The organism is Streptomyces sp. NPDC058697, assembly GCF_042715345.1.
Classification (GTDB): Bacteria; Actinomycetota; Actinomycetes; order Streptomycetales; family Streptomycetaceae; genus Streptomyces; species Streptomyces liliifuscus.
In genome coordinates this window covers 560,298-584,904 of the sequence record NZ_JBHXSU010000001.1, presented here as the reverse complement: position 1 = coordinate 584,904, position 24,607 = coordinate 560,298, and the positions used below count along the sequence as shown (strand labels likewise).

At 70.9% G+C, this 24,607-nt stretch carries 24 protein-coding genes; 13 read left to right on the top strand and 11 right to left on the bottom strand.

The window, feature by feature from the left end:
- Nucleotides 1-102: 102 nt before the first annotated feature.
- Both ACFWXQ_RS02570 and ACFWXQ_RS02565 read left to right on the top strand, forming a co-directional pair.
- Complete coding sequence (locus ACFWXQ_RS02570) at nucleotides 103-711, top strand: TetR/AcrR family transcriptional regulator (protein WP_189844210.1); 609 nt, start codon at nucleotides 103-105, stop codon at nucleotides 709-711.
- Between the two features lie 97 nt (nucleotides 712-808).
- A complete protein-coding gene (locus ACFWXQ_RS02565; protein ID WP_383942493.1) occupies nucleotides 809-1,534 on the top strand; it encodes a DUF2470 domain-containing protein in 726 nt (241 codons plus the stop codon).
- Between the two features lie 33 nt (nucleotides 1,535-1,567).
- Here the strand turns inward: ACFWXQ_RS02565 and ACFWXQ_RS02560 are convergent, their stop codons facing one another.
- The gene (locus ACFWXQ_RS02560; protein WP_383942497.1) at nucleotides 1,568-2,626 is read right to left on the bottom strand and encodes a hypothetical protein; all 1,059 of its coding nucleotides are present in this window, start codon (nucleotides 2,624-2,626) and stop codon (nucleotides 1,568-1,570) included.
- A gap of 97 nt (nucleotides 2,627-2,723) precedes the next feature.
- Nucleotides 2,724-3,971 carry an aromatic acid exporter family protein gene (locus ACFWXQ_RS02555; protein WP_383942500.1) on the bottom strand — a complete coding sequence of 416 codons (1,248 nt, stop codon included), beginning with the start codon at nucleotides 3,969-3,971 and terminating at the stop codon, nucleotides 2,724-2,726.
- A 262-nt stretch (nucleotides 3,972-4,233) separates the two neighbouring features.
- On the opposite strand from ACFWXQ_RS02555, the gene ACFWXQ_RS02550 reads away from it, so the two are divergent.
- Nucleotides 4,234-5,562, top strand: a complete 1,329-nt coding sequence (locus ACFWXQ_RS02550) for an erythromycin esterase family protein (RefSeq protein WP_383942503.1) — start codon at nucleotides 4,234-4,236, stop codon at nucleotides 5,560-5,562.
- A gap of 36 nt (nucleotides 5,563-5,598) precedes the next feature.
- Here ACFWXQ_RS02550 and ACFWXQ_RS02545 read toward each other — a convergent pair whose 3' ends face one another.
- The gene (locus ACFWXQ_RS02545; protein ID WP_383942506.1) at nucleotides 5,599-6,093 is read right to left on the bottom strand and encodes an FBP domain-containing protein; all 495 of its coding nucleotides are present in this window, start codon (nucleotides 6,091-6,093) and stop codon (nucleotides 5,599-5,601) included.
- Nucleotides 6,094-6,223: 130 nt separating this feature from the next.
- On the opposite strand from ACFWXQ_RS02545, the gene ACFWXQ_RS02540 reads away from it, so the two are divergent.
- The gene (locus tag ACFWXQ_RS02540) at nucleotides 6,224-7,177 is read left to right on the top strand and encodes a DUF3626 domain-containing protein (RefSeq protein ID WP_383942508.1); all 954 of its coding nucleotides are present in this window, start codon (nucleotides 6,224-6,226) and stop codon (nucleotides 7,175-7,177) included.
- Here ACFWXQ_RS02540 and ACFWXQ_RS02535 read toward each other — a convergent pair.
- Both ACFWXQ_RS02535 and ACFWXQ_RS02530 read right to left on the bottom strand, forming a co-directional pair.
- Nucleotides 7,095-7,784 (bottom strand): PAS domain S-box protein, encoded by a 690-nt coding sequence (locus ACFWXQ_RS02535; protein WP_383942511.1) that lies wholly within the window; start codon nucleotides 7,782-7,784, stop codon nucleotides 7,095-7,097. The two genes, ACFWXQ_RS02540 and ACFWXQ_RS02535, sit on opposite strands and share 83 nt — an antisense overlap.
- Before the next feature lie 2 nt (nucleotides 7,785-7,786).
- On the bottom strand, nucleotides 7,787-8,170 hold the full coding sequence (locus tag ACFWXQ_RS02530; protein ID WP_383942514.1) for a hypothetical protein: 384 nt from the start codon (nucleotides 8,168-8,170) through the stop codon (nucleotides 7,787-7,789).
- A gap of 278 nt (nucleotides 8,171-8,448) precedes the next feature.
- On the opposite strand from ACFWXQ_RS02530, the gene ACFWXQ_RS02525 reads away from it, so the two are divergent.
- On the top strand, nucleotides 8,449-11,622 hold the full coding sequence (locus ACFWXQ_RS02525) for a bifunctional cytochrome P450/NADPH--P450 reductase (protein ID WP_383942517.1): 3,174 nt from the start codon (nucleotides 8,449-8,451) through the stop codon (nucleotides 11,620-11,622).
- A gap of 73 nt (nucleotides 11,623-11,695) precedes the next feature.
- Entirely contained in the window at nucleotides 11,696-12,664 is a 969-nt protein-coding gene (locus ACFWXQ_RS02520; protein ID WP_386267352.1) for a phosphotransferase family protein, read from the top strand.
- Between the two features lie 47 nt (nucleotides 12,665-12,711).
- On the opposite strand, the gene ACFWXQ_RS02515 is transcribed toward ACFWXQ_RS02520, so the two are convergent.
- The 4 genes from ACFWXQ_RS02515 to ACFWXQ_RS02500 form a co-directional block, all read right to left on the bottom strand.
- Entirely contained in the window at nucleotides 12,712-14,070 is a 1,359-nt protein-coding gene (locus ACFWXQ_RS02515; protein ID WP_383951671.1) for a GH1 family beta-glucosidase, read from the bottom strand.
- A 47-nt stretch (nucleotides 14,071-14,117) separates the two neighbouring features.
- Nucleotides 14,118-14,957, bottom strand: coding sequence for a carbohydrate ABC transporter permease (locus ACFWXQ_RS02510; RefSeq protein WP_383951685.1), 840 nt, complete (start codon nucleotides 14,955-14,957; stop codon nucleotides 14,118-14,120).
- A gap of 73 nt (nucleotides 14,958-15,030) precedes the next feature.
- Nucleotides 15,031-16,020: a carbohydrate ABC transporter permease gene (locus ACFWXQ_RS02505; RefSeq protein WP_383951668.1), complete on the bottom strand. Its 990-nt coding sequence runs from the start codon at nucleotides 16,018-16,020 to the stop codon at nucleotides 15,031-15,033.
- Nucleotides 16,021-16,027: 7 nt separating this feature from the next.
- Nucleotides 16,028-17,344, bottom strand: a complete 1,317-nt coding sequence (locus tag ACFWXQ_RS02500; protein ID WP_383951665.1) for an ABC transporter substrate-binding protein — start codon at nucleotides 17,342-17,344, stop codon at nucleotides 16,028-16,030.
- Between the two features lie 166 nt (nucleotides 17,345-17,510).
- Between ACFWXQ_RS02500 and ACFWXQ_RS02495 the strand changes: the two genes are divergently transcribed.
- Both ACFWXQ_RS02495 and ACFWXQ_RS02490 read left to right on the top strand, forming a co-directional pair.
- Nucleotides 17,511-18,803, top strand: a complete 1,293-nt coding sequence (locus ACFWXQ_RS02495) for an ROK family protein (RefSeq protein WP_383951662.1) — start codon at nucleotides 17,511-17,513, stop codon at nucleotides 18,801-18,803.
- Nucleotides 18,804-18,966: 163 nt separating this feature from the next.
- Complete coding sequence (locus tag ACFWXQ_RS02490) at nucleotides 18,967-19,233, top strand: hypothetical protein (RefSeq protein ID WP_383951658.1); 267 nt, start codon at nucleotides 18,967-18,969, stop codon at nucleotides 19,231-19,233.
- A gap of 40 nt (nucleotides 19,234-19,273) precedes the next feature.
- Here the strand turns inward: ACFWXQ_RS02490 and ACFWXQ_RS02485 are convergent, their stop codons facing one another.
- A complete protein-coding gene (locus ACFWXQ_RS02485) occupies nucleotides 19,274-20,236 on the bottom strand; it encodes an SDR family NAD(P)-dependent oxidoreductase (RefSeq protein WP_383951655.1) in 963 nt (320 codons plus the stop codon).
- Between the two features lie 306 nt (nucleotides 20,237-20,542).
- Nucleotides 20,543-21,571 (bottom strand): PHP domain-containing protein, encoded by a 1,029-nt coding sequence (locus ACFWXQ_RS02480; protein WP_383951682.1) that lies wholly within the window; start codon nucleotides 21,569-21,571, stop codon nucleotides 20,543-20,545.
- A gap of 179 nt (nucleotides 21,572-21,750) precedes the next feature.
- Here ACFWXQ_RS02480 and ACFWXQ_RS02475 point away from each other — a divergent pair, with 179 nt between their 5' ends.
- The 5 genes from ACFWXQ_RS02475 to ACFWXQ_RS02455 all read left to right on the top strand — a co-directional run bounded on the left by ACFWXQ_RS02475 (nucleotide 21,751) and on the right by ACFWXQ_RS02455 (nucleotide 24,543).
- Entirely contained in the window at nucleotides 21,751-21,987 is a 237-nt protein-coding gene (locus tag ACFWXQ_RS02475) for a hypothetical protein (protein WP_383951653.1), read from the top strand.
- A 332-nt stretch (nucleotides 21,988-22,319) separates the two neighbouring features.
- Nucleotides 22,320-22,685, top strand: coding sequence for a hypothetical protein (locus ACFWXQ_RS02470; protein ID WP_055617311.1), 366 nt, complete (start codon nucleotides 22,320-22,322; stop codon nucleotides 22,683-22,685).
- 3 nt (nucleotides 22,686-22,688) lie between these two features.
- Nucleotides 22,689-23,432, top strand: coding sequence for a hypothetical protein (locus ACFWXQ_RS02465; protein ID WP_383951650.1), 744 nt, complete (start codon nucleotides 22,689-22,691; stop codon nucleotides 23,430-23,432).
- 2 nt (nucleotides 23,433-23,434) lie between these two features.
- Nucleotides 23,435-23,806, top strand: a complete 372-nt coding sequence (locus ACFWXQ_RS02460) for a peptidase inhibitor family I36 protein (RefSeq protein WP_383951679.1) — start codon at nucleotides 23,435-23,437, stop codon at nucleotides 23,804-23,806.
- Nucleotides 23,807-24,072: 266 nt separating this feature from the next.
- Complete coding sequence (locus ACFWXQ_RS02455) at nucleotides 24,073-24,543, top strand: hypothetical protein (protein ID WP_383951647.1); 471 nt, start codon at nucleotides 24,073-24,075, stop codon at nucleotides 24,541-24,543.
- Nucleotides 24,544-24,607 lie beyond the last annotated feature (64 nt).

Below are 24,607 nucleotides of genomic sequence, written 5' to 3'. Positions count from 1 at the left end.
ATCTCCCTTGTGCCGACTGCCGGTTGGGCTTGTTGTACGCGGATTCAACAGCGACTGCCAGTGTGATCCCGCTGTTGAACCGACGTCAAGTAAGGTGCGGACATGGCCGCCAACGAGGGGGAGCGCACACGCCGTCGGCTCAGCACCGAGGAGCGCCGGGAGCAGTTGCTCTCGGTCGGGGCGCGGCTGTTCTCGGAGAGCCCGTACGAGGACGTCTGGATCGAGCAGGTCGCCGAACTCGCGGGCGTCTCGCGCGGGTTGCTTTACCACTACTTCCCGACCAAACGGGACTTCTTCGCGGCCGTGGTGGAGCGCGAGAGCAAGCGGATGCTGCGGGTCACCGCGGCCGTGCCCGGTGTGCCGGTGCGTGAACAGATCGACGCCGGACTCGACACCTTCCTGGAGTACGTCCAGGCGCACGCGCACGGTTTCCGCGCTTTTCACCGGGCCGAGGCAGCGGGGGACCAGGCCGTGCGCAGGGTGTACCGCGAGACGCTCGCCGCTCAGCAGCGGCAGATCCTGGAGGCGCTCGCGGCGGACCCGGAGACCGCCTGGACCGAGGAGGACCTGCCGACCCTGCGGATCGCCGTGCGGGGCTGGCTCGCCTTCATGGCGGCGGCCTGTCTGGAGTGGCTCAAGGAGCCCGGTCTGTCCCGGGATCAGGTGCGCGATCTGTGCGCACGGGCGCTGTTGGGCGCCATCACTCCGTGAATTCACCGTCACCAAGGTGTGACGACCGGTGCCACGTGGTTGGCGTACACCCCGATCTTCGATAGGTTAGGCAAGGCTTACCTAAGGGAGGTTTGGGATGGGTGACCGTCACAGCTGGACGGCCGCGCCGGCCATGGCACAGCGTGCCCGCTCGGTGCTCGCCGCGGCATGGTCCTGCGCGGTGACCGCGGAGGGCGGTCGGGAGGAGTTCATCGGCGTGCACACCGTCGCCGAGGACGGCCGGGTGCTGCTGCACCTGCCGGACGACAGTACGCTCGCCGCGGCCGCGATCTGCGCGCCGCGCGGAGAGCCGTCCGCCGTCCTGGAGTTCGCCGACGTGGCGCCCGTCCCCGTACGGAACCGGATCCGCGCCAGGCTCTGGATGGCCGGCTGGTTCGCGCCCGAGGAAAGGCACTTGGCGTTCCACACCACACGCGCCGTGCTCCGCGAGCCCGGCGGGGCGGTCGTCGTCGACCTCGACGAGTTCGCCGTCGCCGAACCCGACCCGCTGGCCCTCGCGGAGGCGCAGCTGCTGACGCACCTCGCCGACGCCCACCCGGACGCGGTCGAGCGGCTGACCCGCCTCGTCGAACCGGACAGCCTGCACGGCGCCGTGCGCGTACAGCCGCTCGCCGTCGACCGGCACGGACTGACGCTGCGCATCGAGCGTGCGCGCGGCCACGGCGACGTACGGCTGCCCTTCCACCGGCCCGCCGACGACGTCGGACAGCTCACCGAACGCATGCACGTCCTGCTCACACAGGCGAGCAGCGCGAGCTGCCCGCGTGCGCTGCAGCGGCAGCGCACGGAGGGCGAAGGGTGAGGTGAACGCTCCGGCCGCGGGCCGGAGCCGGTTTCACCACTCGCCGTCCACGACGGGCTTGCCCGGCGCGTCTCCCAGCGGCTTGACCTGCTGGGGCGACGGCGGCTGCCACGGCGTGTGGTCGTCGCCGAGCCAGTCGCCGACCGGCTTGACCTCGCCGAGCGTGTCCGTGGGATCGAGGTCCGCGGCGTCCTGGTCGTAGTAGTCGAACCAGGGCAGTCCGGCCCGGGTGTAGGCCGCGCGGTCGACGGGCGACGCCGGGGGCGCCTCGCCCGTGATGCGGCGCCACTCGGGCGGCGTCACGAGGTGCACGAAGACACGGCCGGCCGCCGTGGTCGCCCAGTCCGGCAGCGGACGGTCGTCCTTGTAGACCTCCTGGCGCATCGAACCGCCGACGCCGAGACCCATCGCCGCCGCGGCCCGCGGCGCACCGCCCGCCGGCGCCGGAGCACCCCACTGGGGCGCGGAACCGGGCGCCATGGGCATCGCCGCGCCGTAGCCGGCCGCCTCGGCGCTCCTGCGGCGCTGCTCGGCCGCCTCCGCAAGCCTGCGCTGCTCCTCACGCCAGGCGTGCAACGCGGTGTCGTTCAGCGGGAACGACTGCAGCTGTACGCCGCCCCACACCTCCTCGCCCGTGACCTGGCCCTCGACCGTGGCGCCGAGACCCAGCGGGACCGCCACGAACTGTCGGACCGTGCCCTTCCCGGAGTTGATGCCGTCGAGCCACGGCTGCCGGGGCAGGACCACGTAGTTCTGCGGGTTCCGTGCCGGCCGAGGGCTCCACGGCTTGCCGGAGACCGCGCACACCTTCCCGACGCCCACCTGGAGAGCGGCCGGTTCCGACGTACCGCCGAAGCTCAGCCACATCGCCTCGCGCAGATACACCGGCAGCATCACCCCGCCGCGCGCCAGCCACTCGGCGGGCACCGTCTCCGGGTAGTCCTCCACGCGCCGCAGCGGGAACTCGCCGAGCCCCGGAGGCAGGGGATGCGTACCCGTCTCGGGCAGGCGCAGGGTGCGGATGAACCGGACCTGCACACCGCCCGCCAGCCGCAGTGAGTTCCCCTCGATCCGCACGGTGCCGTCGGCCATCCGTAACTCCCTCTGTCGTCATGCAGATATGTCGTTCTGCGATCGCCGGTGCGCGTGCGTCCCTCGTCGGGAGGGGCGTCGTGCGGCGATCGGCACGTCACGTAGTACGACGTGAGGGGGCGTTACGGTTCCGTCGGGCCGAGCGCAGCCGTCGGCGGAGGCGGTCAAGGCGGGGCATGCGCTCGCGCTGTTCCTGCGTGCAGCGGTCCAGCTCCTCCAGGAGCCGGCGCGAGCGGTGCTCCATGTCGAGTTCGTCGAGTATCCGGGTGACCTCGGTGAGGACGGCGCCGTGCAACTGCCACTGCCGGGCGTCCCGCTGGACCTCCTCCAGGAGGAGCTGGGCCAGCTTGTCGCGGGTGGCGGTCGCGGCGACGAGCTCGGAGGCGAGCCGGGACTCCGCCGACTCCGCGCTGCGACTGACATCCGTGGTGACCAGGACGGCGAAGCTGACCACGGCGTCACCGACCTCCGCCAGCAACTGCTCCAGGGTCGCCCCGATCTCCGCCTCGAACAGCGGCTCGGGCGCCCGCTCCTTGGCGAGGTCCGTGAGGGTGCGCGCGAGGACCCGCAGGACCACCGTGCAGATCTCCAGCGTGTCGAGGCCGGTGCGCAGCACGACCCGGTGCAGCAGTCCCTCCCGCACACGCGGATTGAGCCGCAGGCTGTCCTCGGCCTGTTGGAGGGCCGCGTCCACCTCGACGATGTCGTGGTCGAGCTCCCGTGCCTCGTGGAGCCGCGCCGCCGCGACCGCCACCGGCGTGCGCCCGGCGGCCTCCTCGCCGACGCGCAGCAGCAACTGCCGCATCCGGCGCGCCAGATCCTCGATGGACTGGCCGGCCGCGCCGACCCACACCGGGGGAGCGAACAGCAGATTGCAGCCGAACCCCACCAGCGCGCCGATCAGCGTCTCCAGGATCCGCGCCCAGGCCGTGTCGCCGACCCGGGTGACGCCGAGGACCAGCATGGCGCTGATCGCCACCTCGGGCACGAACTCGCTGACCCGCACGAGGTGCCCGACGGCCAGCGAGGCGAGGATGAGCAGCCCCAGACTCCACCAGGTCAGCCCCACGAGCGCGCTGAAGACGATGGCGACGAGGACGCCCGCCACCACGGAGTTGACGCGCCGTATGCCCGTCGTGAGGGTGGCGTAGAGCGTGACCTGGACGACGAGGAGCGCGGTCAGGGGAGCGGTGAGAGGAGCCGCCTCGGGACTGAACCGCAGCGCCACCACGTACGCGATCGTCGCGGCCGCCGCCGAGCGGACCGTCTGGACGATCACCGGCTCCTGGCGCCACTTCGCGACCCGGGCACTGCCCGCGGCCCACGCCTCACGTACATCTCGCATCCTTGGGCACTTCCCGTTCCACAGCCGCACCGAACTCGTCCAGACGGCGCAGCTCACCCGAGACGACGGCAAGGAGGCACAGGCCGAGCGGTCAGTCTGACACGGCCGGGAACGCGTTGACCACGGCCGTTCGTGTCCCGCAGGCGTCGCGCTCGGCGGCCGTCCCTGAGGAAAACCACAGGTGCGCGCACAGGGCTGCCCTCAGGGGCAAACGGGGGTGTGCCGGATGGTCCGGGCGGGGCCCGCGCGCAAGCATCGGATCATGAAATGGCATAGGTCAGGATTCGTCTTAACCCTGCTCATCTGCCTCGGCATCGTGGCGTCCGGCACGACACCGGCGTCGGCCGCGTCCACGGACAGGGAGGTCGTCGAGGCCCTCCAGCGCGGCGCCCATCCGCTGCGGACCGTCGAACCGCGGGGCGACACCGGGGACCTCCGCCCCCTCGCCCGCATGATCGGCGACGCACGTGTCGTGGGCCTGGGCGAGGCCACCCACAGCACACACGACTTCTTCGCCATGAAGCACCGCGTCTTCCGCCACCTCGTCGAGGAGAAGGGCTTCCGCACCTTCGCCCTGGAGGCCAGCTGGAGTACGGGCCTGCGTCTGAACGACTACGTCCTGTACGGCACGGGCGACCCGCGGCGCATCATGCGGGACGAGTTCCAGCGCGACTACCGGCTGTGGAACAACGCCGAGTACCTGGCGCTCGTCGAGTGGATGCGCGCGTACAACCGCCAACACCCGGACGATCCGGTGCGGTTCATGGGCGACGACTTCGCCTACAACGGCCCCGAGCTGTACGACCTGGTCACCGACTATGTGGCCCGCAACCACCCCGAACTGAAGGACCGTGTCAACGGGCTCTACCGCGGCCTGCGCCCGACCGTCCGGGCCGGCGAGTACATCGAGCGGTACCTGAACCGTCCGCTCGCCGAGCGCAAGGAGATGGCGGTCAGGACCGGTGAGGCACTTGAGCTGATCAAGGGCGCCGACGGGACCGGAGCGGCGTACGACTGGGCGGTCCAGCACGCGACGGCCATCGACCAGACGGCCCGCGGGTACGACTTCGACGCCGAGGACCCCGAACAGGTCGCCGCCTGCATGCTCTACCGCGACCGGATCATGGCGGACAACGTGGCCTGGTGGCAGCGGCACACCGGCACCAAGGTCCTGCTGTCGGCACACAACGCCCACGTCGGCTATGTGACGCACGATCCGGAGCACTACCCGAAGATGCAGGGCGCGTTCCTGCGTGACGACCTCGGCCGTGACTACGTCAGCGTCGGATTCACCTTCGACCGGGGCTCGTTCAACGCGACAGGACCGGACGGCAGGCTCCGGCGCTTCACGGTGGGGCCGGCGGCCCCGGGGAGCAACGAGGCCACCCTGGACCGCGTGCGCCACCGCGACTACGTACTCGACCTGCGTACCGCCCCGGCCGCCGCCCGTGCGTGGTTGTCGACGGCCAGGCCGACGCGCAGCATCGGCACGGACTACCCGGAGGCGGACCGCGACATCGCACTAGCCCCGAGCCACGACATCCTCATCCACCTCCACCGGGTGGAGGCCTCGCGGTTGCGGGACGGCTAGGGGCGGCGACCCGTCATTCGTACTGGTGGCGACCCGTCAGGCGTACAGCCTGTCCAGGAAGGCCGACAGATGGCCGGTCGCGCGGGCGATCTGCTGCTCCGGGGTGAGGCTCTCCTCGATGCGGGACCCGGAGTCGAGCTGCTTCTTTCCGCGTATGTACAGGGAACAGGCGAGGTCGGCGCACATGTAGATGCCGACCGAGTTGCCCTCGCGACCGGCCGCGCCCACCTTGCGTGCCGTCATCAGGGAGACGCCGTTGCCCGGGTGGGTCGTCAGACAGACCGAGCACATGCTGCGGTGCAGGAAGCCCCGTTGCCGGGAGGGGAGGCGCAGGGTCACACCGGTGAGCCGGCCGGCCCGCTCGGTCACCAGACAGCTGCGGTCGGGTGCTCCGGGATCTCGCCAGCCCAGGAAGTCCAGGTCGTCCCACGGTCGTTCCGCCAGATCGCGCGGTATCGCCAGGCGTTTGGCCTCGCCCTTGGAGCAGTTGACAAATGAGTTGCGGATGTCCTGCTCGGAGAGTGGTCTCATCGTGAAGGGTTCTCCCGGCGAGTTGGTATCCGGTAGCCGGCCGGTAGTCGGTCGCCGGTAGTCGGTTGCGGGGAAACCTAGGAGCCCTAGGTTTTGGCCTAGGGTACGTAGTCGTGTTGAGGGGGATCCAATGAATTTCGGGGGCGCTCGAGAAGGCTCACCGCGAGCGCGGGCACTGTGTCATGTCGCGGCGCTGTCGTCCGGGCCGGCCCTCGACCCGGCCCTGCGGGTGACCCTGAATCTGCACCCGGACCGCCTGGTGCGTGGGCGCCCGATCCTGGAGGCGCTGGCCGAGGACGGCACGTACCACTCTCAGTTCGTCACGGGCACCAGCAACGGCGGGCTGACGGCGCATCCGGGCGGTGACCGGTGGCGCTGGGAGAGCCGGATGTTCGGCGGGGCGTACGACGCGGCCGACGCGCACGAGCGGCCCGTGTACGGCGCGCTGAACTTCCGGCACCAAGTGGTCGGCGCCGCGCCGAGGTTCGGGTCCGCGCACTTCCGGCTGGCCTCGGACGCGCTGTGGCGGGCCACGTTCTGCTACCCGGACAGTTCCGTCGACCCGACGGCGTTCGGGGTCGCCGACGGGATGTCCCTCATCGGCCTGGCCGAGGCGGACGACCGGGACGCCCTCGACGACTACATCGAGGCGCAGGTGCACGGACGGATCGCCCTGGACCGGGACATGGAGGCGCTGGTCCTGGACCCCTGCTACCGCGGCACGGCCGTCGAGGCCGCCGCCCGGCGGATGCCCTGCCCGGTCGAATGGCACCCCGGCTACCGGCTCTCCGTCGAGGAGTTGCGCCGCCATCCGGACTTCCGCGGTCCGCGGTACGTCGAGCTGGGGGCGCGGATCGCCGAGGACGGGCACCTCGACCCACGGGTCATCGGAGACGCCGCCCGCACGGGGCGTCACGGCCCGCAGGACCTGAAGAAGGTGTGGCACTGCCTGGCCAGGTTCGGGGCGCCCGCCGGACGAGCCGCCCCGCCGGGCGAGTCGATCAGCGAGTCGGTCGGCCGGGCGGCCGGGCAGGCGTTCGCTGGTCGAGGGGAGCGGCGGCCGGCGGCCAGGTGCCGGGGGTGAGTACGCCCAGGCCGTAGGCGCGGGCGACCAGTTCCGTACGGTTGGCCGCGTTCCAGCGGCGGGTCAGGCGGCGCAGATGGTAGTTGACGCCGTCGACGGTGAGGCCGGTCTCGCGTGCGGCGTGCGCGGTGGGCGCGCCGCCCGCGAGCAGGGCCAGGATGCGGGCCTCGGCCGGACTGGCGGGCGGCTCGGCGGGAGCCGGTTCCGGCGTGCTCGGTTCGTATTCGCCGAGCACCCGTAGCAGGACCAGCAGGTTGGTGGTCGCGTCGACGGTGTCACTGACCGGGTCGGCGGTCAGCTCGCCGTACCGCTCGGTGCCGCCGGGGGTCCGCCAGCGGACCGAGATCTGGTAGCGCGAGCGGTGCCGCAGGCGCAGTGCCTCGGCGATGCGCTCCACCTGTGTCGCCTTCTGGGGCTGGAAGAGATCCAGTACGTCCCGGCCGCGGAGGCCGCCCGGGGGCGCACCCCATTCCGCCGCCATCGCCGGGTTGGCCAGGATGATCGCCCCGTAGACGTCGCACACCGCGATGGGCATGGGGATGCGGTCGAAGAGGGTCATGGCCCGGTTGCGCCAGACCACCGCGGTCTCGGGAGGTACGTCGGGCATGGTCAGGCGTCGTCGTCGCTGTCGTCGTCTTCCGTGTGCGAGTCCGCGTTGGACAGGCGCAGTGCGAGGGTGCGCAGGAGTTCGGTGCTCTTGATCTCGGTCCGGCCCGTGTCGTGGACCTCGGCGAGTTCCGAGAACAGGAAGGCGAAGGCGCCGACCAGGGAGATCGCCGCGGGCATCAGGGCGTCGATGACGGCCTGACCCGCCTCGGCCGGGGTCGCGTCGCCGGGGACCTCGACCGACGGGAACACCTCGGTCACCAGCCTGCCGAGTTGTGCCTCTCCGGCGTCTATGTCGACCTCGACGTCCTCGTTGAGCCTGCGCACCATCTCCTGGGTCTCGGTCAGGACGCCGATGGCTCGCAGGATGATCTCGCTCTGTTCCATGTGGCGGAGCCTATGCGCTCCGCTTGGTTGGCGGGGGAAGGGTGCTGGGCGTTGTGATTCGGGTGCGGGTCCGCTGTGGCTGATCGCGCAGTTCCCCGCGCCCCTAAAAGCCGCGCAGTTCCCCGCGCCCCTGGGTGGGAAGGGGTGCCCGGCGCTGCAAGGGGCGCCGGACAGAAAGTGCTACACGATCATGTAGGCCCGTGGCGCGGAGGGGCCCGAGGGCTGGTTGAAGCTGGGACGGCTGTGACTTCCGTATCTTGAAAGGCAGTTGTCGCGTCATGACCCCCACCGTGTCGCATCCGTATGTTGTCGGGACCCTTGATGGTGTTCCTGTTGTTGATATTTCTGCCGTTGGACCGGGCCGCACCCCACTGCAGCAGGTCATGGAGTTGAGCCGGGCCCACGGGCCGGTGCTCGTGCGGCGGCTGCACGGGCGGGACACCCTGTTCGTGAGCGACCTTGAACTGGTGACCGAACTCGCCGACGAGACACGGTTCGCCAAGCATGTCGGTCCCGCTCTGGAGAACGTGCGGGAGTTCGCCGCGGACGGGCTCTTCACGGCGTACAACGACGAGCCGAACTGGGCCAAGGCGCACGACATCCTGATGCCGGCCTTCGCCCTCGGGTCGATGCGGACGTATCACCCGGTGATGCTGAAGGTGGCGCGCAGGCTGATCGACTCGTGGGACCGGGGGGCCCGCGACGGGGCTCCGGTGAACGTTCCCGACGACATGACGCGCATGACGCTCGACACCATCGGTCTTGCCGGGTTCGGCTACGACTTCGGGTCCTTCGAGCGGGACGAGCCGCATCCGTTCGTCGAGGCGATGGTCAGGTGCCTGGAGTGGAGCATGACCAGGCTGAGCCGCCTCCCCGGTCAGGACCACTCCGCGGCGGACGCGGCCTTCCAGGCCGACTCCGACTACCTGGCGCAGGTGGTCGACGACGTGATCGAGGCCCGGGTCTCGGGAGGAGAGGACACTGCCGACGACCTGCTCGGGCTCATGCTCTCGGCCGAGCACCCCGTCGACGGCACCACACTCGACACCGCCAACATCCGCAACCAGGTGATCACCTTCCTGATCGCGGGACACGAGACCACGTCCGGCGCCATGTCGTTCGCCCTCCACTACCTCGCCAAGCACCCCGCCGTGCTCCAGCTCGTACAACGCGAGGTGGACGCGCTGTGGGGCGATACGGCCGACCCCGAGCCGACGTTCGACGAGGTCGGGCGGCTCGCGTACACCCGGCAGGTCCTCAATGAGGCGCTGCGGCTGTGGCCGACGGCCGCCGTGTTCGGCCGGCACGCGCGTGAGGACACGCTGCTCGGCGGGCGGATCCCGGTGAGTGCCGGGCAGGGCGTCATGGTGCTCGCGCCGATGCTGCACCGGCAGCCGGTGTGGGGCGACAATCCCGAGCTGTTCGACCCCTCGCGCTTCACACCGGAGGCGGAGGCCGCGCGCTCCCCGCACGCGTTCAAGCCGTTCGGCACCGGTGAACGCGCCTGTATCGGGCGGCAGTTCGCGCTCCACGAGGCGACCATGCTGCTGGCGATGCTCGTCCACCGCTACCGGCTGAACGACCACGCCGACTACCGGCTCACGGTCAAGGAGACGCTGACGCTGAAGCCCGACGGCTTCACGCTCACGCTCACCCCGCGCACGACGGCCGACCGGGAGCACGCCCAACTCCCGGGCGCCGCACGGCAACAGGACGCGGTGGCCGACGAGAGGACGCTGCCCGCCCGGGTCCGTCCCGGCACCCGGGTGCTCTTCCTGCACGGCAGCAACTACGGCACCTGCCGTGAGTTCGCCGCCCAACTTGGCGACGAGGCAGCCGCGTTGGGGTGCGAGACCGAGGTGGCGGCGCTGGACGCGTACGCCGACGGGCTGCCCACGGACCGCCCTGTCGTCATCACCGCGGCCTCCTACAACGGTCGGCCCACCGACGACGCCACCGCCTTCGCCGCCTGGCTCGACGAGGCCCCGGCCGCCGCCGACCTGACATACGCCGTACTCGGCGTCGGTGACCGCAACTGGGCCGCCACCTACCAGCACTTCCCGACCCGTATCGACGACCGGCTGGCCGAACTGGGCGGTACCCGGCTTCTGGACCGCACGGCCGCCGACGCCTCGGGCGACCTCGGCGGGACCGTCCGCGGCTTCACCGCCGAGCTGCGCACGGCCCTGCTGGAGAAGTACGGCGACCCGGACGCCACGGACACCACCGCACCGGACGACACGGCGGTGGGCTACCAGGTCCGTACGCTGACCGGCGGCCCCCTCGACGCGCTCGCCGCCCGGCACGATCTCGTCCCGATGACGGTCACCGAGGCCTATGACCTGACCGCCCCCGGGCACCCGCGCACAAAGCGCTTCGTGCGGCTCGCGCTGCTCGACGGTACGACCTACCGCACCGGTGACCACCTCACCGTGCTGCCCGTCAACGCTCCGGAACTTGTCGAGAGGGCAGCGGCCGCGCTCGGTGTGGAACTCGACGCAGTACTCGACATTCGAGCAGGCCGTCCGCGCCGCGACGGAATCGCCGTGGACAGGCCACTGACGGTACGTCAACTGCTTTCGCATCACGTGGAGTTGCAGGAGCGTCCCACCGCCGACCGGTTGGCGGTGCTCGCCGCAGCCAACCCGTGCCCGCCCGAACGGGCAGCGCTGGCCAGCGTCCAGGACACCGATCCGCGGACCCTGATCGAGCTCGTGGAGGCGTACCCCGCACTGCGCGGAGCATTGGACTGGCCGCTGCTGCTCGAAGAGATCCTCACGCCGCTGCGTCCCCGCACCTACTCGATCTCGTCCTCGCCCGCCACCGACCCCTCTCACGCCGACCTGATGGTCTCGCTGCTTGAGGCGCCGGCCCGCTCCGGGAACGGCGTCTACACGGGGATCGGCTCCGGTCACCTGGCCGCGGTCAAGCCGGGCGACACCGTACTGGCCCGGGTCCAGCCGTGCCGGGAGGCCTTCCGCATCGACCACTCGGCACCGGTCGTCATGGTGGCCGCGGGAACGGGCCTCGCCCCCTTCCGCGGAGCCATCGCGGACCGCGTCACGACCGGCGCCCAACTGGAGCCAGCCCTCTGCTACTTCGGCTGCGACGCCCCGGACGCCGACTTCCTGCACGCCGAGGAACTCCGCGCCGCCGAGACCTCCGGAGCCGTCTCCCTGCGCCCCGCCTTCAGCGCCGCTCCCGCCGACGGCGTGGCCTTCGTCCAGCACCGGATCGCCGCCGAGGCGGACGAGGTGTGGGACCTGCTGAACTCCGGTGCCCGCGTCTACGTCTGCGGCGACGGATCACGAATGGCACCCGGGGTGCGCGACGCCTTCCGTACCCTGTACCGGGACCGTACGCGGGGCGCCGACGACGCGGCCTGCGAGCGGTGGCTCGACGAGCTGATCGCGGCGGGCCGCTATGTGGAGGACGTGTACGCGGCCGGGTGAGCCGCGCGGCGGCGGGTCGCCGACCGGGCGACGCGACACCGAGCGGCACAACGACGAATACGGGGTGGGCGGGATGTCGGAGGAGCGGGCCGGACGGATCCTGGAGGCGGCCGGGTTTCCGCCCGGCAGCCTCGCCGGCTGCCGTCCGATGAGTGGCGGGACGTACAACACCGTCGAGGAACTCCGCCTCACCGACGGCAGCCGGTACGTGCTGAAGATCCCGCCCCCGCCCACCGTGCCCGGCATGAGCCATGAGCGTGAACTCCTCGTTTCGGAGGCGGAGTTCTACCGCGCCGCCGCCACGGTCGACGTGCCCTCGCCGCGAGTCGTGCACGTCGGCATGGACGCCTCCGAGGGCAGCCACCTTCTGATGACGGCCTGCCCCGGCGACTCATGGGGCACCTACCCGGACGCCGAACAGGCTGTGCTGCATCGGGAATTGGGGAGGCATGTGGCCCGGCTCCACCAGGTGACGGGCCCCGGGTTCGGCTACCCGTCCGGGGCCCTCGGCCCCCTGTCCGCCGACTGGCGTACGGCCTTCACCGCCATCTACGACGCCGTCCTGGACGACGCCCGCCGGTACGGGGCCTGGCTGCCCCGCCCGGTGGACGAGGTGGCCCGCGCGGCCAAGACGGCGTACGACTCCCTGGACGAGGTCACGGTCCCGCGGCTGGTGCACTTCGACCTGTGGCAGGGGAACATCCTGGTCGACCGCCCCGAAGGCGGCGCTGAGCCCAGGATCGGCGGACTGATCGACGGCGAGCGGATGTTCTGGGGAGACCCGCTCGCGGACTTCGTCTCCCTGGCACTCCTCGGTGACATCAGGAAGGACCGCGACTTCCTGACGGGTTATCAAGAGGCGGGCGGACGGGCCGAGTTCACTCACTCGGCCCGTCAGCGCCTCGCCCTCTACCGCAGCTATCTCTACCTGATCATGCTGATCGAGACCGTCCCGCGTGGCGCTGGGGACGAACAGGTCGCCTGGGTCAGGGAACGCGTCGCCCCGGAACTCACCGCGGCCCTGGACGAACTCGGCCAGTGACCGTCGGGCTCGGTCAGTTAGCCTCGGACCGACTCGGCCAGTGAGGCTCAGGCCGCCTTCCGTGCCCTCCCGCCGTGCTCCCGGATGATCTCCGAGTACCGTCGCCCGCTGCCCTTCACCGTGCGACGCTGTGTGCGGTAGTCGACGTGCACGAGACCGAAACGCTTGTCGTAGCCGTACGCCCACTCGAAGTTGTCCAGCAGCGACCAGGCGAAGTAGCCCGCCAGGGGAGCCCCCTTGCGGACGGCCGACGCGCAGGCCGCCAGATGCTGTTCCAGGTAGAGGGTGCGCTCGGGGTCGTCGACCGTGCCGTCGGCGCGGACGACGTCCGGGTACGCGGAGCCGTTCTCGGTGACGTACAGCCGTCGGGCGCCGTAGTCGTCGGTGAGGCGCAGCAGCAGGTTCTCGATGCCGGACGCGTCGACCTCCCAGTCCATGCCCGTGCGCGGGACGCCCGGCCGGCGGACCGACTGGGCGAAGGGGGCCGGGCCGTCGGGGTCGTCGGTGACGGCCGACGGGAAGTAGTAGTTGAGGCCCAGCCAGTCCAGGGGTTGGGCGATGGTCGCCAAGTCGCCCGCCCGCTCGGGGAGTTCGACCCCGTACACCTCGCGCATGTCCGCCGGGAAGCCGCGGCCGTGCACCGGGTCGAGCCACCAGCGGTTGGTGTGGCCGTCCAGGCGCCGGGCCGCCGCGATGTCCTCGGGGCGGTCGGTCGCGGGCTCGATGCTGGAGAGGTTGTTGACGATGCCGACCTCGGCTCCCGGCGCCGCGGCCCGGATCGCCTGGGTGGCGAGGCCATGGCCCAGCAGTAGGTGGTACGAGGCGCGGACGGCCGCCGTGAGGTCCGTGAGGCCGGGAGCCATCCGCCCCTCCAGATGGCCGATCCACGCTGAGCACAGCGGCTCGTTGAGGGTCGTCCAGTGCTTGACCCGGTCACCGAGGCGCTCGGCGACGGCCGTCGCGTACGCCGCGAGGTGGTACGCCGTGTCGCGCTCGGGCCAGCCGCCCCGGTCCTGGAGCACCTGCGGCAGGTCCCAGTGGTAGAGGGTCACCGACGGCGTGATCCCCGCCTCCAGCAGGCCGTCGACCAGCGCGTCGTAGAAGTCGAGCCCCTTGGCGTTCACCGGACCGTCGCCGCCCGGCACGACGCGCGGCCAGGCCACCGACAGCCGGTACGCGTTGGTGCCCAGCTCCTTCATCAGGGCGATGTCCTCGCGCCACCGGTGGTAGTGGTCGCAGGCGACGTCCCCGTGGTCGTCGCCGTCCACCTTTCCCGGCGTGTGCGAGAAGGTGTCCCAGATGGAGGGCGAGCGGCCGTCCTCGGCGACGGCACCCTCGATCTGGTACGCCGACGTGGCCGTCCCCCACACGAAGTCCTGGGGGAGCGCGGCGAGGTCGATGGTCACAGAAGTCCTTTCGGAGGAAGGGGAGTTGGAGCGCAGGGAGGAGTCGGTCACTTCACGGCCCCGGCGGTGAGCCCGGCGACCAGATAGCGCTGGAGCAGCAGGAACCCGGCGACCACGGGGACGCTCACGACGAGCGAGGCGGCCATGACCTGGTTCCAGTACACGTCGTTCTGCGTGGCATAGCCCTTGAGACCGACGGCGAGCGTGCGGGTGGTGTCGTTGGTCATCACCGACGCGAACAGCACTTCGCCCCACGCGGTCATGAACGCGTACACGGCGACCGCGACGATTCCGGGGACCGCGGCGGGCACGACGACCCGGAAGAGCGCGCCGAGCGGCCCGCAGCCGTCCACCATCGCCGCCTCGTCCAGGTCCCGCGGCACCGACTCGAAGTAGCCGATCAGCATCCAGATCGAGAACGGCAGCGAGAACGTCAGATAGGTGAGGATCAGGCCGATCCGCGAGCCGAAGAGCGCGATGCCGGTGGCGTTGCCGATGTTCACGTAGATCAGGAACAGCGGGAGCAGGAAGAGGATCCCGGGGAACATCTGGGTGGACAGCACGGTCACGGTGAACAGACGCTTCCCACGGAAGCGGTAGCGGCTCACGCCGTATGCGGCGAAGATCGCGATCACCACCGAGAGGACGGTCGCCGCACCCGCCACGATCAGCGAGTTGACGAAGTACTTCGCCAGCGGAACGGTCGACCAGATGTCGATGTACGGGCGGATCGTCAGCCCGCTGGGCACCCAGCGGAACTCTCCCGAGACGTCCTGCAGCGGTTTCAGCGAGCTGGACAGCATCACGTACACCGGCAGCAGGACGAAGCCGGTCAGCAGGGTGAGGAAGATCCGGCGCGACCAGAGGAAGGAGGGCGGCGCGGCCATCGGTGACCGCCGCGCCGACGACGACCGCTTGGACAGCGACTCCTCCGACAACGACTCCTTGGACAGCGACTGGCTAGACATCGGCTGCCCTCCGTCCGCGCGAGGTCAGGACGAGGTAGATGCCTGTCACGACCAGCAGGAACAGCAGCAGCATCACGGACATCGCCGACCCCGTCCCGAAGTTCCATGTCACGAACGACGACTGGTAGATGTGGATCGAGATCAGGTCCGCCGCCTCCGGTGCCGCCTGGCCGAACAGCACGTACGGCGTGTTGAAGTCGTTGAACGTCCACAGGAAGAGCACCAGGACGAGCACCTGGTTGACCGGGCGCAGCGAGGGCAGCGTGATGCGGCGGATCTGCTGGACCATGCCGGCCCCGTCGATCGCCGCCGCCTCGTACAGCTCTCTGGGGATGTTCTGCAGGCCCGCCATCACGATGAGGAAGGCGAACGGCCAGCCCTTCCACACCGACACGACGAGCAGCGCGACGAAGCTGTTGTCGCCGATCAGCCAGAAGGACGGGCTGTCGGTGAGGCCCAGCTGGTCGTGCAGCACGTGGTTCACCAGGCCGTTGTCGCGCTGGAACATGAAGGCCCAGGTGATGACGGCCGCGTACACCGGCAGCGCGTACGGGATGAGGAAGACCGCGCGCAGGAAGCCGCGGCCGCGGAACGTCTCCTGCATGTAGACCGCGGCCGTCGTGCCGAGCAGCCAGCACAGGCCGACGGACAGCACGGTGAAGGCGCAGGTCACGAAGAAGGAGTGGAGCAGCGCCTCGCCGACGGGCGCGTCGAAGTCCACGGACAGGCTGTAGTTGTCGAACCCCGCCCAGGGCGCGGCGCCCCAGTCGCGGATGTAGAACTGCGTGAGCTCCTTGAAGCTCATCACGATGCCGATGACCATCGGCACCAGATGGACGAGGAGTTCGAGCAGCAGGGCGGGCAGGAGGAGCAGATACGGCAGGGCGATACGGCGTACTCGCCCGGTGCGGCGGCGCGGGGTGGGCCCCGTCGCACCGGGCAACGCCTTTTCCCCGACCGCGGGTTGAGCGGTCACGGTCATCGAACGCTCACTTCTTCGGCATCTGCTGCTGAGCCTCGGAGAGCTTCTCCTTGACCGAGGCGGTCGTGACCGGCCGACCGGCCGCCGCCTCCGCGAACAGCTCCTTGACGGCCGTGCCGACCGCCGTCTCGAACTGCGACTCGTTGGGCACCTGCGGCAGCGGGGCCGCGCTCTTGGCGAGCGTGTCCCGGATGACCTGCAGGGCGGGCGTGTTGAACGCGGGGTCCTGCTGGGCCGCCTTGACCGGCGGGATCGACCCGTAGGTCTTGTTGAGGATCGTCTGCTCGTCCGCGCTCGTCATGAAGTTCACGAACTTCACGGCGCCGTCGATGTTGTCGGTGTTCTTGAAGACGGCCAGGTTGATGCCCGCCACCATCGAGTTGACGGCGGTGTCCGCCCCCGGTGTGCCGGACTGGACGGGTATCGGCGCGACGCCCCACTCGTCGTCGCTCATGCCGTGCGCCTTGAGCGTGGTCGCGGCGGTCTGCCACATCACCATCGCCGTCTTGTCCTTGGCGAAGTCCTGCAGCGACTGGTTCTGCGCGTACTCGGCGTTGCCGGGCGCGATGACCTTGTCCTTGCCCATCAGGTCGACGTACTGCTTCACCGCCGCGACGGCCCCGTCGGAGGTGAAGTCGGGCTTCCCGTCGGCGTCGAAGAAGTCGGCGCCGTGCTGCTTGGCGAGGACGAAGACGTGGTGGATGTTCTCCGACGGGTTCGAACCCTCGGCGGCCAGCGCCCACTTGCCGTCCTTGGAGATCTTCTTCCCGTCGGCGACCAACTGGTCCCAGGTGGCGGGCGGCCCGGATATCCCCGCGTCCGCGAACATCTTCTTGTTGTAGTAGAGCGCGTACGCCATCGAGTACAGCGGCACCGCCGCCGGATCCGAGCCGCTCGCCCCCGCCGAGCCGAGCGCCGACTCGACGAACCGGTCCTTGCCGCCGATCTTGTCGAAGTTCTTGGCGTCCCAGGGCAGCAGAGCGCCGGTCGCCTGGAGCGAGGCCGACCAGGTGTTGCCGATGTTGAGGACGTCCGGGCCCTGACCGGAAGTGGTCGCGGCGAGAATGCGGTTGAGGAGGTCGGACCAGGGGACGACCTCCAACTTGACCTTGATGCCGGTGTCCTTCTCGAACTTCTTCAGCTCGGGCGTGAGGATCTTCTTGTCGGCCTCGATGCTCGGGCCCTGGTTGGAGGCCCAGTAGGTGAGCGTCTTGGGCGAGTCGTTGGACCCGCCGTCCGTCGACGAGCCACCGCCGCAGGCGGTCACGGCGGCCAGCAGTGAGACGGTGACCGCGCTCGCGGCCGCGGCTCGGGTTCTGCGCATGACGTCTGGCGTCCCTTCCCGGAGGGAGATGCGCAAGGGCGCCGCGTTCACTTCCCGAACGCCCTCACGGCTTAATTTAGAACGTGAGTTAAGACCCGGAAGAAACTCGCGTCAAGGGATGACGCAGCGGTATCTTGCAGGTCGGGGGACGGCGGGAAGGAGCCACATGGCGGGGCGGAACGGTCGCACGGTGCGTGACCTGCGGCGGGGCAATCGCACAGCCGTGCTGCGGCGGCTCTACTTCGAAGGGCCGATGAGCCGCTTCGAGCTCGGCCCGGCCACCGGACTGAGTTCCGGTTCCATCAGCAACGTCGTCGCGGAGCTCGTCGGTGAGGGTCTGGTGGAGGAGGCCGGCAGCGTCGACTCCGACGGCGGCCGGCCACGCACCCTGCTGCGCGTCGCCCCCGCGAGCGGCCACATGATCGGCGTGGACGTCGGCGAGACCCGCGTCCGCGTAGAGCTCTTCGACCTCACCCTCACCGAACTCGCCCGCACGGAACGGCCCTTGGAGCATCAGGGCTACGACGTCGACGTCATCGTCGGCCACATCCGTGACGGCATCGCCGAGGTCCTCGCCGCCGCCGACATCGCCCCCGAGCGGTTGTTGGGCGTCGGCATCGGAGTGCCCGGCATAGTGGAGCGCACTCCGGCCGAGGGCGCCGTGGTGCACGGCCAGACCATCGGCTGGCCCGCCGTCCCGCTGGAGTCCCTGCTCCGCACCGCCTGCGGGCTCCCGGACTCCGTCCCGTACTTCACCGACAACGGCGCCAAGACGCTCGGCCAGGCCGAGATGTGGTTCGGCGCCGGACGCGGCGCGGACAACGCGGTCGTGGTCCTCTTCGGCTCCGGCGTCGGCGCCAGCCTCGTCACGGACGACGTGGAGCGGGGCCGGGCCGTGGAGTGGGGGCATCTGACCGTACGGGTCAGGGGGCGCCGCTGCCGGTGCGGTGCGCTGGGCTGCCTGGAGGCCTACGCGGGCGCCGAAGCCCTTCTGGAGCGCTGGGAGGAGGCGGGCGGACAACCGCCGAAGCGGGTCGACGAGGAGACCGCCCTCACCGCGATGCTCGCCGCCGCCTATCCGGCCGACGGCTCGGCGGCCGACCCCATGGCACTCGCCGTGCTGGAGGAGACGGCCGAGTACCTGGGCGCGGGCCTCTCCGACCTGATCAACCTGTTCCAGCCCGAGCGCATCCTGATCGGCGGCTGGGCCGGACTCCAGCTCGGCTCCCGCTTCCTGCCCGCCGTCCGCGAACACGCCGTCTCGTACGCACTGCGGTATCCCGCCGAGCGGGTCACCATCGAGCTCGGCGCCCTCGGCCCCGACGCGGTCACGGTCGGCGCCGCGATCCTCCCGCTCGCCGACTTCTTCGCACGCGGCGGACGACGCCCGGGCCCCGACCCGGGCGACGACCAGCTCCCGGCATGGCGCGCGGCCATGGAGGAACGCGCTCCGCACTGACGCCTTCGGGGGGTTTCACCGGTCACGTCGGCAGGTACCCGTACCAGGGCCGACACGGAGGTCCGGCGGAGTTCCGTCCGACGACGAAATTCCGACGACGAATTCCGTACGCCAAGGAGTTCCGCCCGGCCAGGAGTCACACCGACGAGGAGGGGAGCGCGCCGTGAGCGACGACCGGACGAAGAGGCCCGGGGAGGACGCAGGCCCCGTCCCCCGGGACATGCCCGACCAGCAGGCCCAGGAGGGCGGGGACCGCTGGGACGTCACGCCCGCCGACCCCACGCGGAGCGAGGGCTCCGACGAGGACACGCCGGAGCCGCACACCGACATCCCCGACACCGACGAGGCGGGCACGCGCCGGCGGGGCGACGAGCACTCCAGCAGCACCGTGCACCCCGAACACCCAGGACCGGAGGAGTCCCCGGCCTGAGACCCTCAGTTCACGGGCCCGCGCAGCCGCGTTGAAGTGCTCAGGCGAAGGCGTTCACGCCGGTGAGCTCCGCGGAGAGCGTCCACAGGCGGGCCGCCGACGCCGGGTCGACGGCGTAGTCGCGTACGCCGATGCGTTCGCCGTCGGCCGGGGTGGGCTCGGAGATGTCGCAGTCCTCGCAGTAGACACCGCCCATGCCGGACAGCTGGGGCGAGGTCGCCGCCCACACCTGGGTGGCCGCACCCTGTTCGGGGGTCTTGAAGCCCGCCGGGTTCAGCGGGGTGCCGTTCTCGTCGATCCAGCCGCGCTCGACCATCTCCTCCTTGGCGAGGTGCCGCTGGAGCGGGGTGAGGATGCCGCCGGGGTGCAGCGAGAAGGCCCGTACGCCGGAGTCCTTGCCGAGGGCGTCGAGCTGCACGGCGAACAGGACGTTGGCGGTCTTCGCCTGCCCGTACGCCTGCCACTTGTCGTAGTCCTGCCGCTCCCAGTGCGGGTCGTCCCAGCGGATGCCGGAGTTGTGGTGGCCGGCCGAGGACACGGAGACGACGCGGGCGCCGCCCTGGGCGAGCGCCGGCCAGAGCCGGTTCGCGAGGGCGAAGTGGCCCAGGTGGTTGGTCGCGAACTGGGCCTCCCAGCCGGGGCCGACGCGGGTCTCCGGGCAGGCCATGACCCCGGCGTTGTCGATGAGGATGTCGATGGAGCGGTCCGAGGCGAGGAACCGCTCGGCGAAGGCGCGGACGCTGTCCAGGTCGCCGAGGTCGAGCTCGTCCACCTCGACACCGTCCAGGCCGGCGACCGCCTCCTCGGCGGCCGCCCTGCGCCGCGCCGGGACGACGACCCGGGCACCTGCCTTGGTGAGCGCGCGCGTCGTCTCCAGGCCGAGCCCCGAGTAACCGCCGGTGACGATCGCCAGCTTCCCCGTGAGGTCGATGCCGTCGAGCACGTCGTCCGCGGTGCTCCGGAGGTCGAATCCCGAACCGATCTTGTGCTGTGCAGTGGTCATACGGCCGACGCTACGAACTGGAGCGCTCTCGAAGTCAAGCTCGGCCCGGCGTGGCGCAAGGGAAGCGTGCGAAGACATGGGAAAGGCCCCGACCGGACGGGGGAATCACGGTCGGGGCCGTCTGTGGGTGGCCGCGGATGGCGGTCGCCTCTCGGCGGAGTGCTCCACAGGGCTTCAGCCGAACGATCTTCCCTGTGGGCGGAAGGTGAGGCCCGGGGACACTGTTCCATCCGCACCCACAGCTGATTTAACGGGAAACTACTGGCGAGTGTTCCCAGGTCCCCACGGCGTTTCGCGTGACGTGTGTCACGACGGGGTTTCACGGCGTCCTGTCCACGCCAGCAGCTCCTCCGCGGCCCAGGTGTTGACCACGCGCTCCGGAGGCACCCCGCACTCCTCGGCCCGCGCGCACCCGTACACCTGCCAGTCGAGCTGTCCGGGAGCGTGGGCGTCGGTGTCCACGGAGAACAGCACACCCGCCTCGACCGCCCGGCGCAGCAGCCTGCGCGGCGGGTCGAGCCGCTCCGGGCGGCTGTTGATCTCGACCGCCGTGCCCGTCTCGGCACAGGCGGCGAAGACCTCGTCCGCGTCGAACTCCGACTCGGGCCGACCGCGCCCGGTGACCAGCCGCCCCGTGCAGTGCCCCAGCACATCGGAGTGCGGATCGCGTACGGCGGCGACCATCCGGCGCGTCATCGCGGCCGCGTTCATCCGCAGCTTGGAGTGCACGGACACGACCACCAGATCGAGCTGGTCGAGCAGTTCGGACTCCTGGTCGAGGGACCCGTCGTCGAGGATGTCGCACTCGATACCGGTGAGCAGCCGGAAGGGAGCCCAGCGCTCGTTGAGCTCCGCGACGAGGGCGAGCTGTTCCCGCAGCCGCTCGGGGGACAGCCCGCGCGCCACCGTGAGCCGCGGGGAGTGGTCGGTGAGCACCGCCCACTCGTGCCCGAGCCGCGCCGCCGTACGGCCCATCTCCTCGATGGGGCTGCCGCCGTCCGACCAGTCCGAGTGCAGATGACAGTCGCCGCGCAGCAGCGCCCGCAGCTCCTCACCGCCCCGCACGAGAGGGCCCGCGGCCTCCTGTTCCTGCTCCAGCTTCGCCAGATAGCCCGGCGTCTGACCGTCCAGCGCCTCGCGCACCACCTGCGCGGTCTTCGGCCCGATGCCCTTCAGCGACTCCAGCGACCCCTCGGCGGACCGCCGGGCCACCTCGTCGGCGGGCAGCCCCCTGACCACGCCCTCCGCCGTGCGGAACGCCTGTACGCGATAGGTGGGGGCCAGGGACCGCTCCAGCAGGAACGCGATCCGGTCCAGGGCCTCGGCCGGGTCCATACCCCCAGCCTCGCGCAGCCCGCCGCCGCCCGCACGGCAGCCGTCATGGCCTCCTTGTGCCACCATGAACTGCGACCTCGTACGGACGCCGGCCACGCCGACGCCGCCGAGTGCCACGACGACCGACAGTGCCGCCCGGGCAGGCTTATCGGCGGCACGCGTGTGGAACCGGTGGGATCATGACTGAAATCTCAAGCCCCCACATCTCGTACCCGCGGATCACGGTCCTGGGCGTCCAGCCCGGCGATCCCCCTTTCCGCATCGTGGAGATCGACGGCGCTGTCATCGGCGAGGCCAGGAGCTTCACGGACGTCCTGATGGCCGCCGCGGCTTACGGCATTCCGGTGCATGACGCCGATGACCCTGCGGTGGTGCGGTGGGTCGGTGGAGACAAGCTCACCTGGCATCTTCGGTAGGGATTCGCGGTGGCGCTCCGCGGTAGCGCTCCGCTGAGGGGAGTGGGGATACCGCGGGCCGGTGGGGGTTGATCGCGCAGTTCCCCGCGCCCCTTCGGGGGCGCGCTGTGGTTGGCGTGCGCTGTTCGGGTGAATGCTCGGGGAGCGCGTGGACCTGGGGTTTTCGCGCCGTGGTGAGCCGTCGTGGACTGGACGGCTTCGTGCATCGGGAGGCGAGTGCGGCCGTGCATGGGCGCGGTTCCACGAGGGCACTTTGATCTTGGCGGTCACCGTGATCACGATCCGGCCCGGTTGCCCTGCGCGTATCCCTCCCTCGTACGACTGGAGTCGTCATGTTCCGTCGCCTCGCCCTGCCCGCGGCCCTGCTCGCCGCCGTCGCCGTCCTGGGCGCCGCTCCCGCGACGACGGCCGCGCCCACGGCACCCGCCGCGGGCTCCGTGTGCTTCTGGACCGGGGCAGGACAGCACGGCACGTCCTGGTGCTACACACCACCGGGCTATACGGACGTGCCGGAGTCCCTCCACGACAAGGCGGCCTCATTCCGCTCGGACGCGGACACCGCCGTGTACGCCATCGACTGGGCCCGCGGCACCTGCTACTACCGGCTGATCCGGGCGCACGACCTGGCCGACAACTGGCCCTGGGGCGCCCGGCTCGACGGGGTGTCCGACACCACGATGGGTTGCGAGGTCGGCTGAGACGTGCGACTGCTGCGTGCGCTCGGCGTTGCCGCCCTGGTCGTACTGGCGCCGGCAGCACTGGGCGGGTGCGCCGCGCCGACCGGTGCGGGGCGGGACGCGCCTGCGCTGCCCAGGACCGAGCGGGAGCGTGACGACCTCATCAAGGCCGCTCAGCAGGTTCTCGTCGAACGCTGCCTGGCCGGGCGGGGGCTGTCCTCGAAAGGAGCCGCCGGCGAACGGCGGGCGGACGGAACCGATGACACCGCGGACCGGCGGCTGCAGGGTGCCCTCTTCGGCCGCGGCCGTCCCGAGCTGTCCATCACCCTCGCCACCGGATACACCGTCAAGGCGCACACCGACGGCTGCCTCGCCGCCGCGCAGCGCGAGCTGTACGGGGACGAGCGGCGCTGGTTCCGCGCCCAGGTCGTCGTGAACAACCTCCGCGCGGAGGCCGGGCTGCGGTTGAAGGACGACCCCGACTACCGGGCGGCGCAGGGCCGTTGGACCCACTGCGCTACTCCGGACTCCGGACCCAGGCCCGAGCGGCCCGCCCCGGCCGTCGCCGCCCGCTGCGGACGCGAGAGCGGCCTCGACGAGGTGCGCGCCCGGCTGGAACCGGCCCTGCTGGACCAGGTCCGCGCCGAGCGGCGCGACCAGTTGACCACCTACCGGCAGCTGCGCACCCGCGCACTGCACCGCGCGGCGGATCTGTACGCCGAGCGGACCGTTCCGGAGAACCGAGAGAAAGGCAGTACCCCTTCGTGATCATCAAGCGCTTCGCCCTCTCCGCCGCCGCGGCCGTCCTCGCCCTGAGCGGCGGTCTGGCCCTGGCCTCGCCGGCCGGTGCCGCCAGCTGTCCGAGCGGCGAGTTCTGCGTCTGGGAGAACGCGAACTTCGCCGGTCAGCGGGCCAACTGGTCGGGCGACGACGGCTGGTGGGAGAGCTGGATCGCCGACACCGACTCCTCCTGGGCCAACCACGGCATCTCCGGACCCGGCATCAAGGACCACGTCCGGGTGTACGAGGACGCCTATCGGGGCGGCGACATGACGATCTGCCTCTCACCCGGACAGGAGGTCGGCTACAACGGCGTGGCCAACGACCGCGGCGACTCGCACACGTGGGCCATGAACTGCTGACAGCCACCGGCCGCGCGCCCGGCGGGTGACCTCAGGAGGGGAGTGGCACGCCCGGGAGATCGGGCGTGCCACGTCACGCACGGGTCGCACGACGAACGGGCCGCACGACGAACGGGCCGCGCGACGGAGTGCGTGACGAATGTGCGGCAGATGTCCGGGATCGGCAACAGCGACGGAGGAGAGCACAACGCCTGCCGGAGGTGGCGGGTCTGCTCCTGTGACCAGCCCAACCCATGGGCACAGCAAGGAAAAACGGGGTACCTCACATGTTCCGCACCGCCACGACCGTCACGCGCCCGACCAAGCGCGTAGCCCTCGCCCTCGGTTGCGCGGCCGTCCTCGGTCTCGGACTCGCCTCCACCGCACCGGCCTCCGCCGCACCCGCAGTGGACCCGAACGACCGCTACACCGCCGAGGAGATCCACACCTTCCTCGGGGACTTCTACGGCGAACACGGGCCCGGCGACTTCGCCCGGAAGTACGGCATCTCCGAGCACCTGAAGGAGAAGGTCGAGCAGAGCGAGGGCGTCGACATCCTGCTCTGCGCGCAGAACGAGCCGCGGTCCATCGACATCGGCCCGGTCACCACGGCCCAGTCCGCCGGCGTCGGCTACGCCACGGTGACCACGCACTGGGGCGACCAGGGCCAGGACACGGCGACCTTCACGGCGTACGTCGGCCTGGACGCCACGCGGCCGATCCAGCTGCAGGACACCGACTGCGAGGCGACCGACTGACATGCCGGTGCGGGCGTACGGCCGACCCCCCCCGCGTCGGTCGGCCGTACGCCCGCACCTGCTG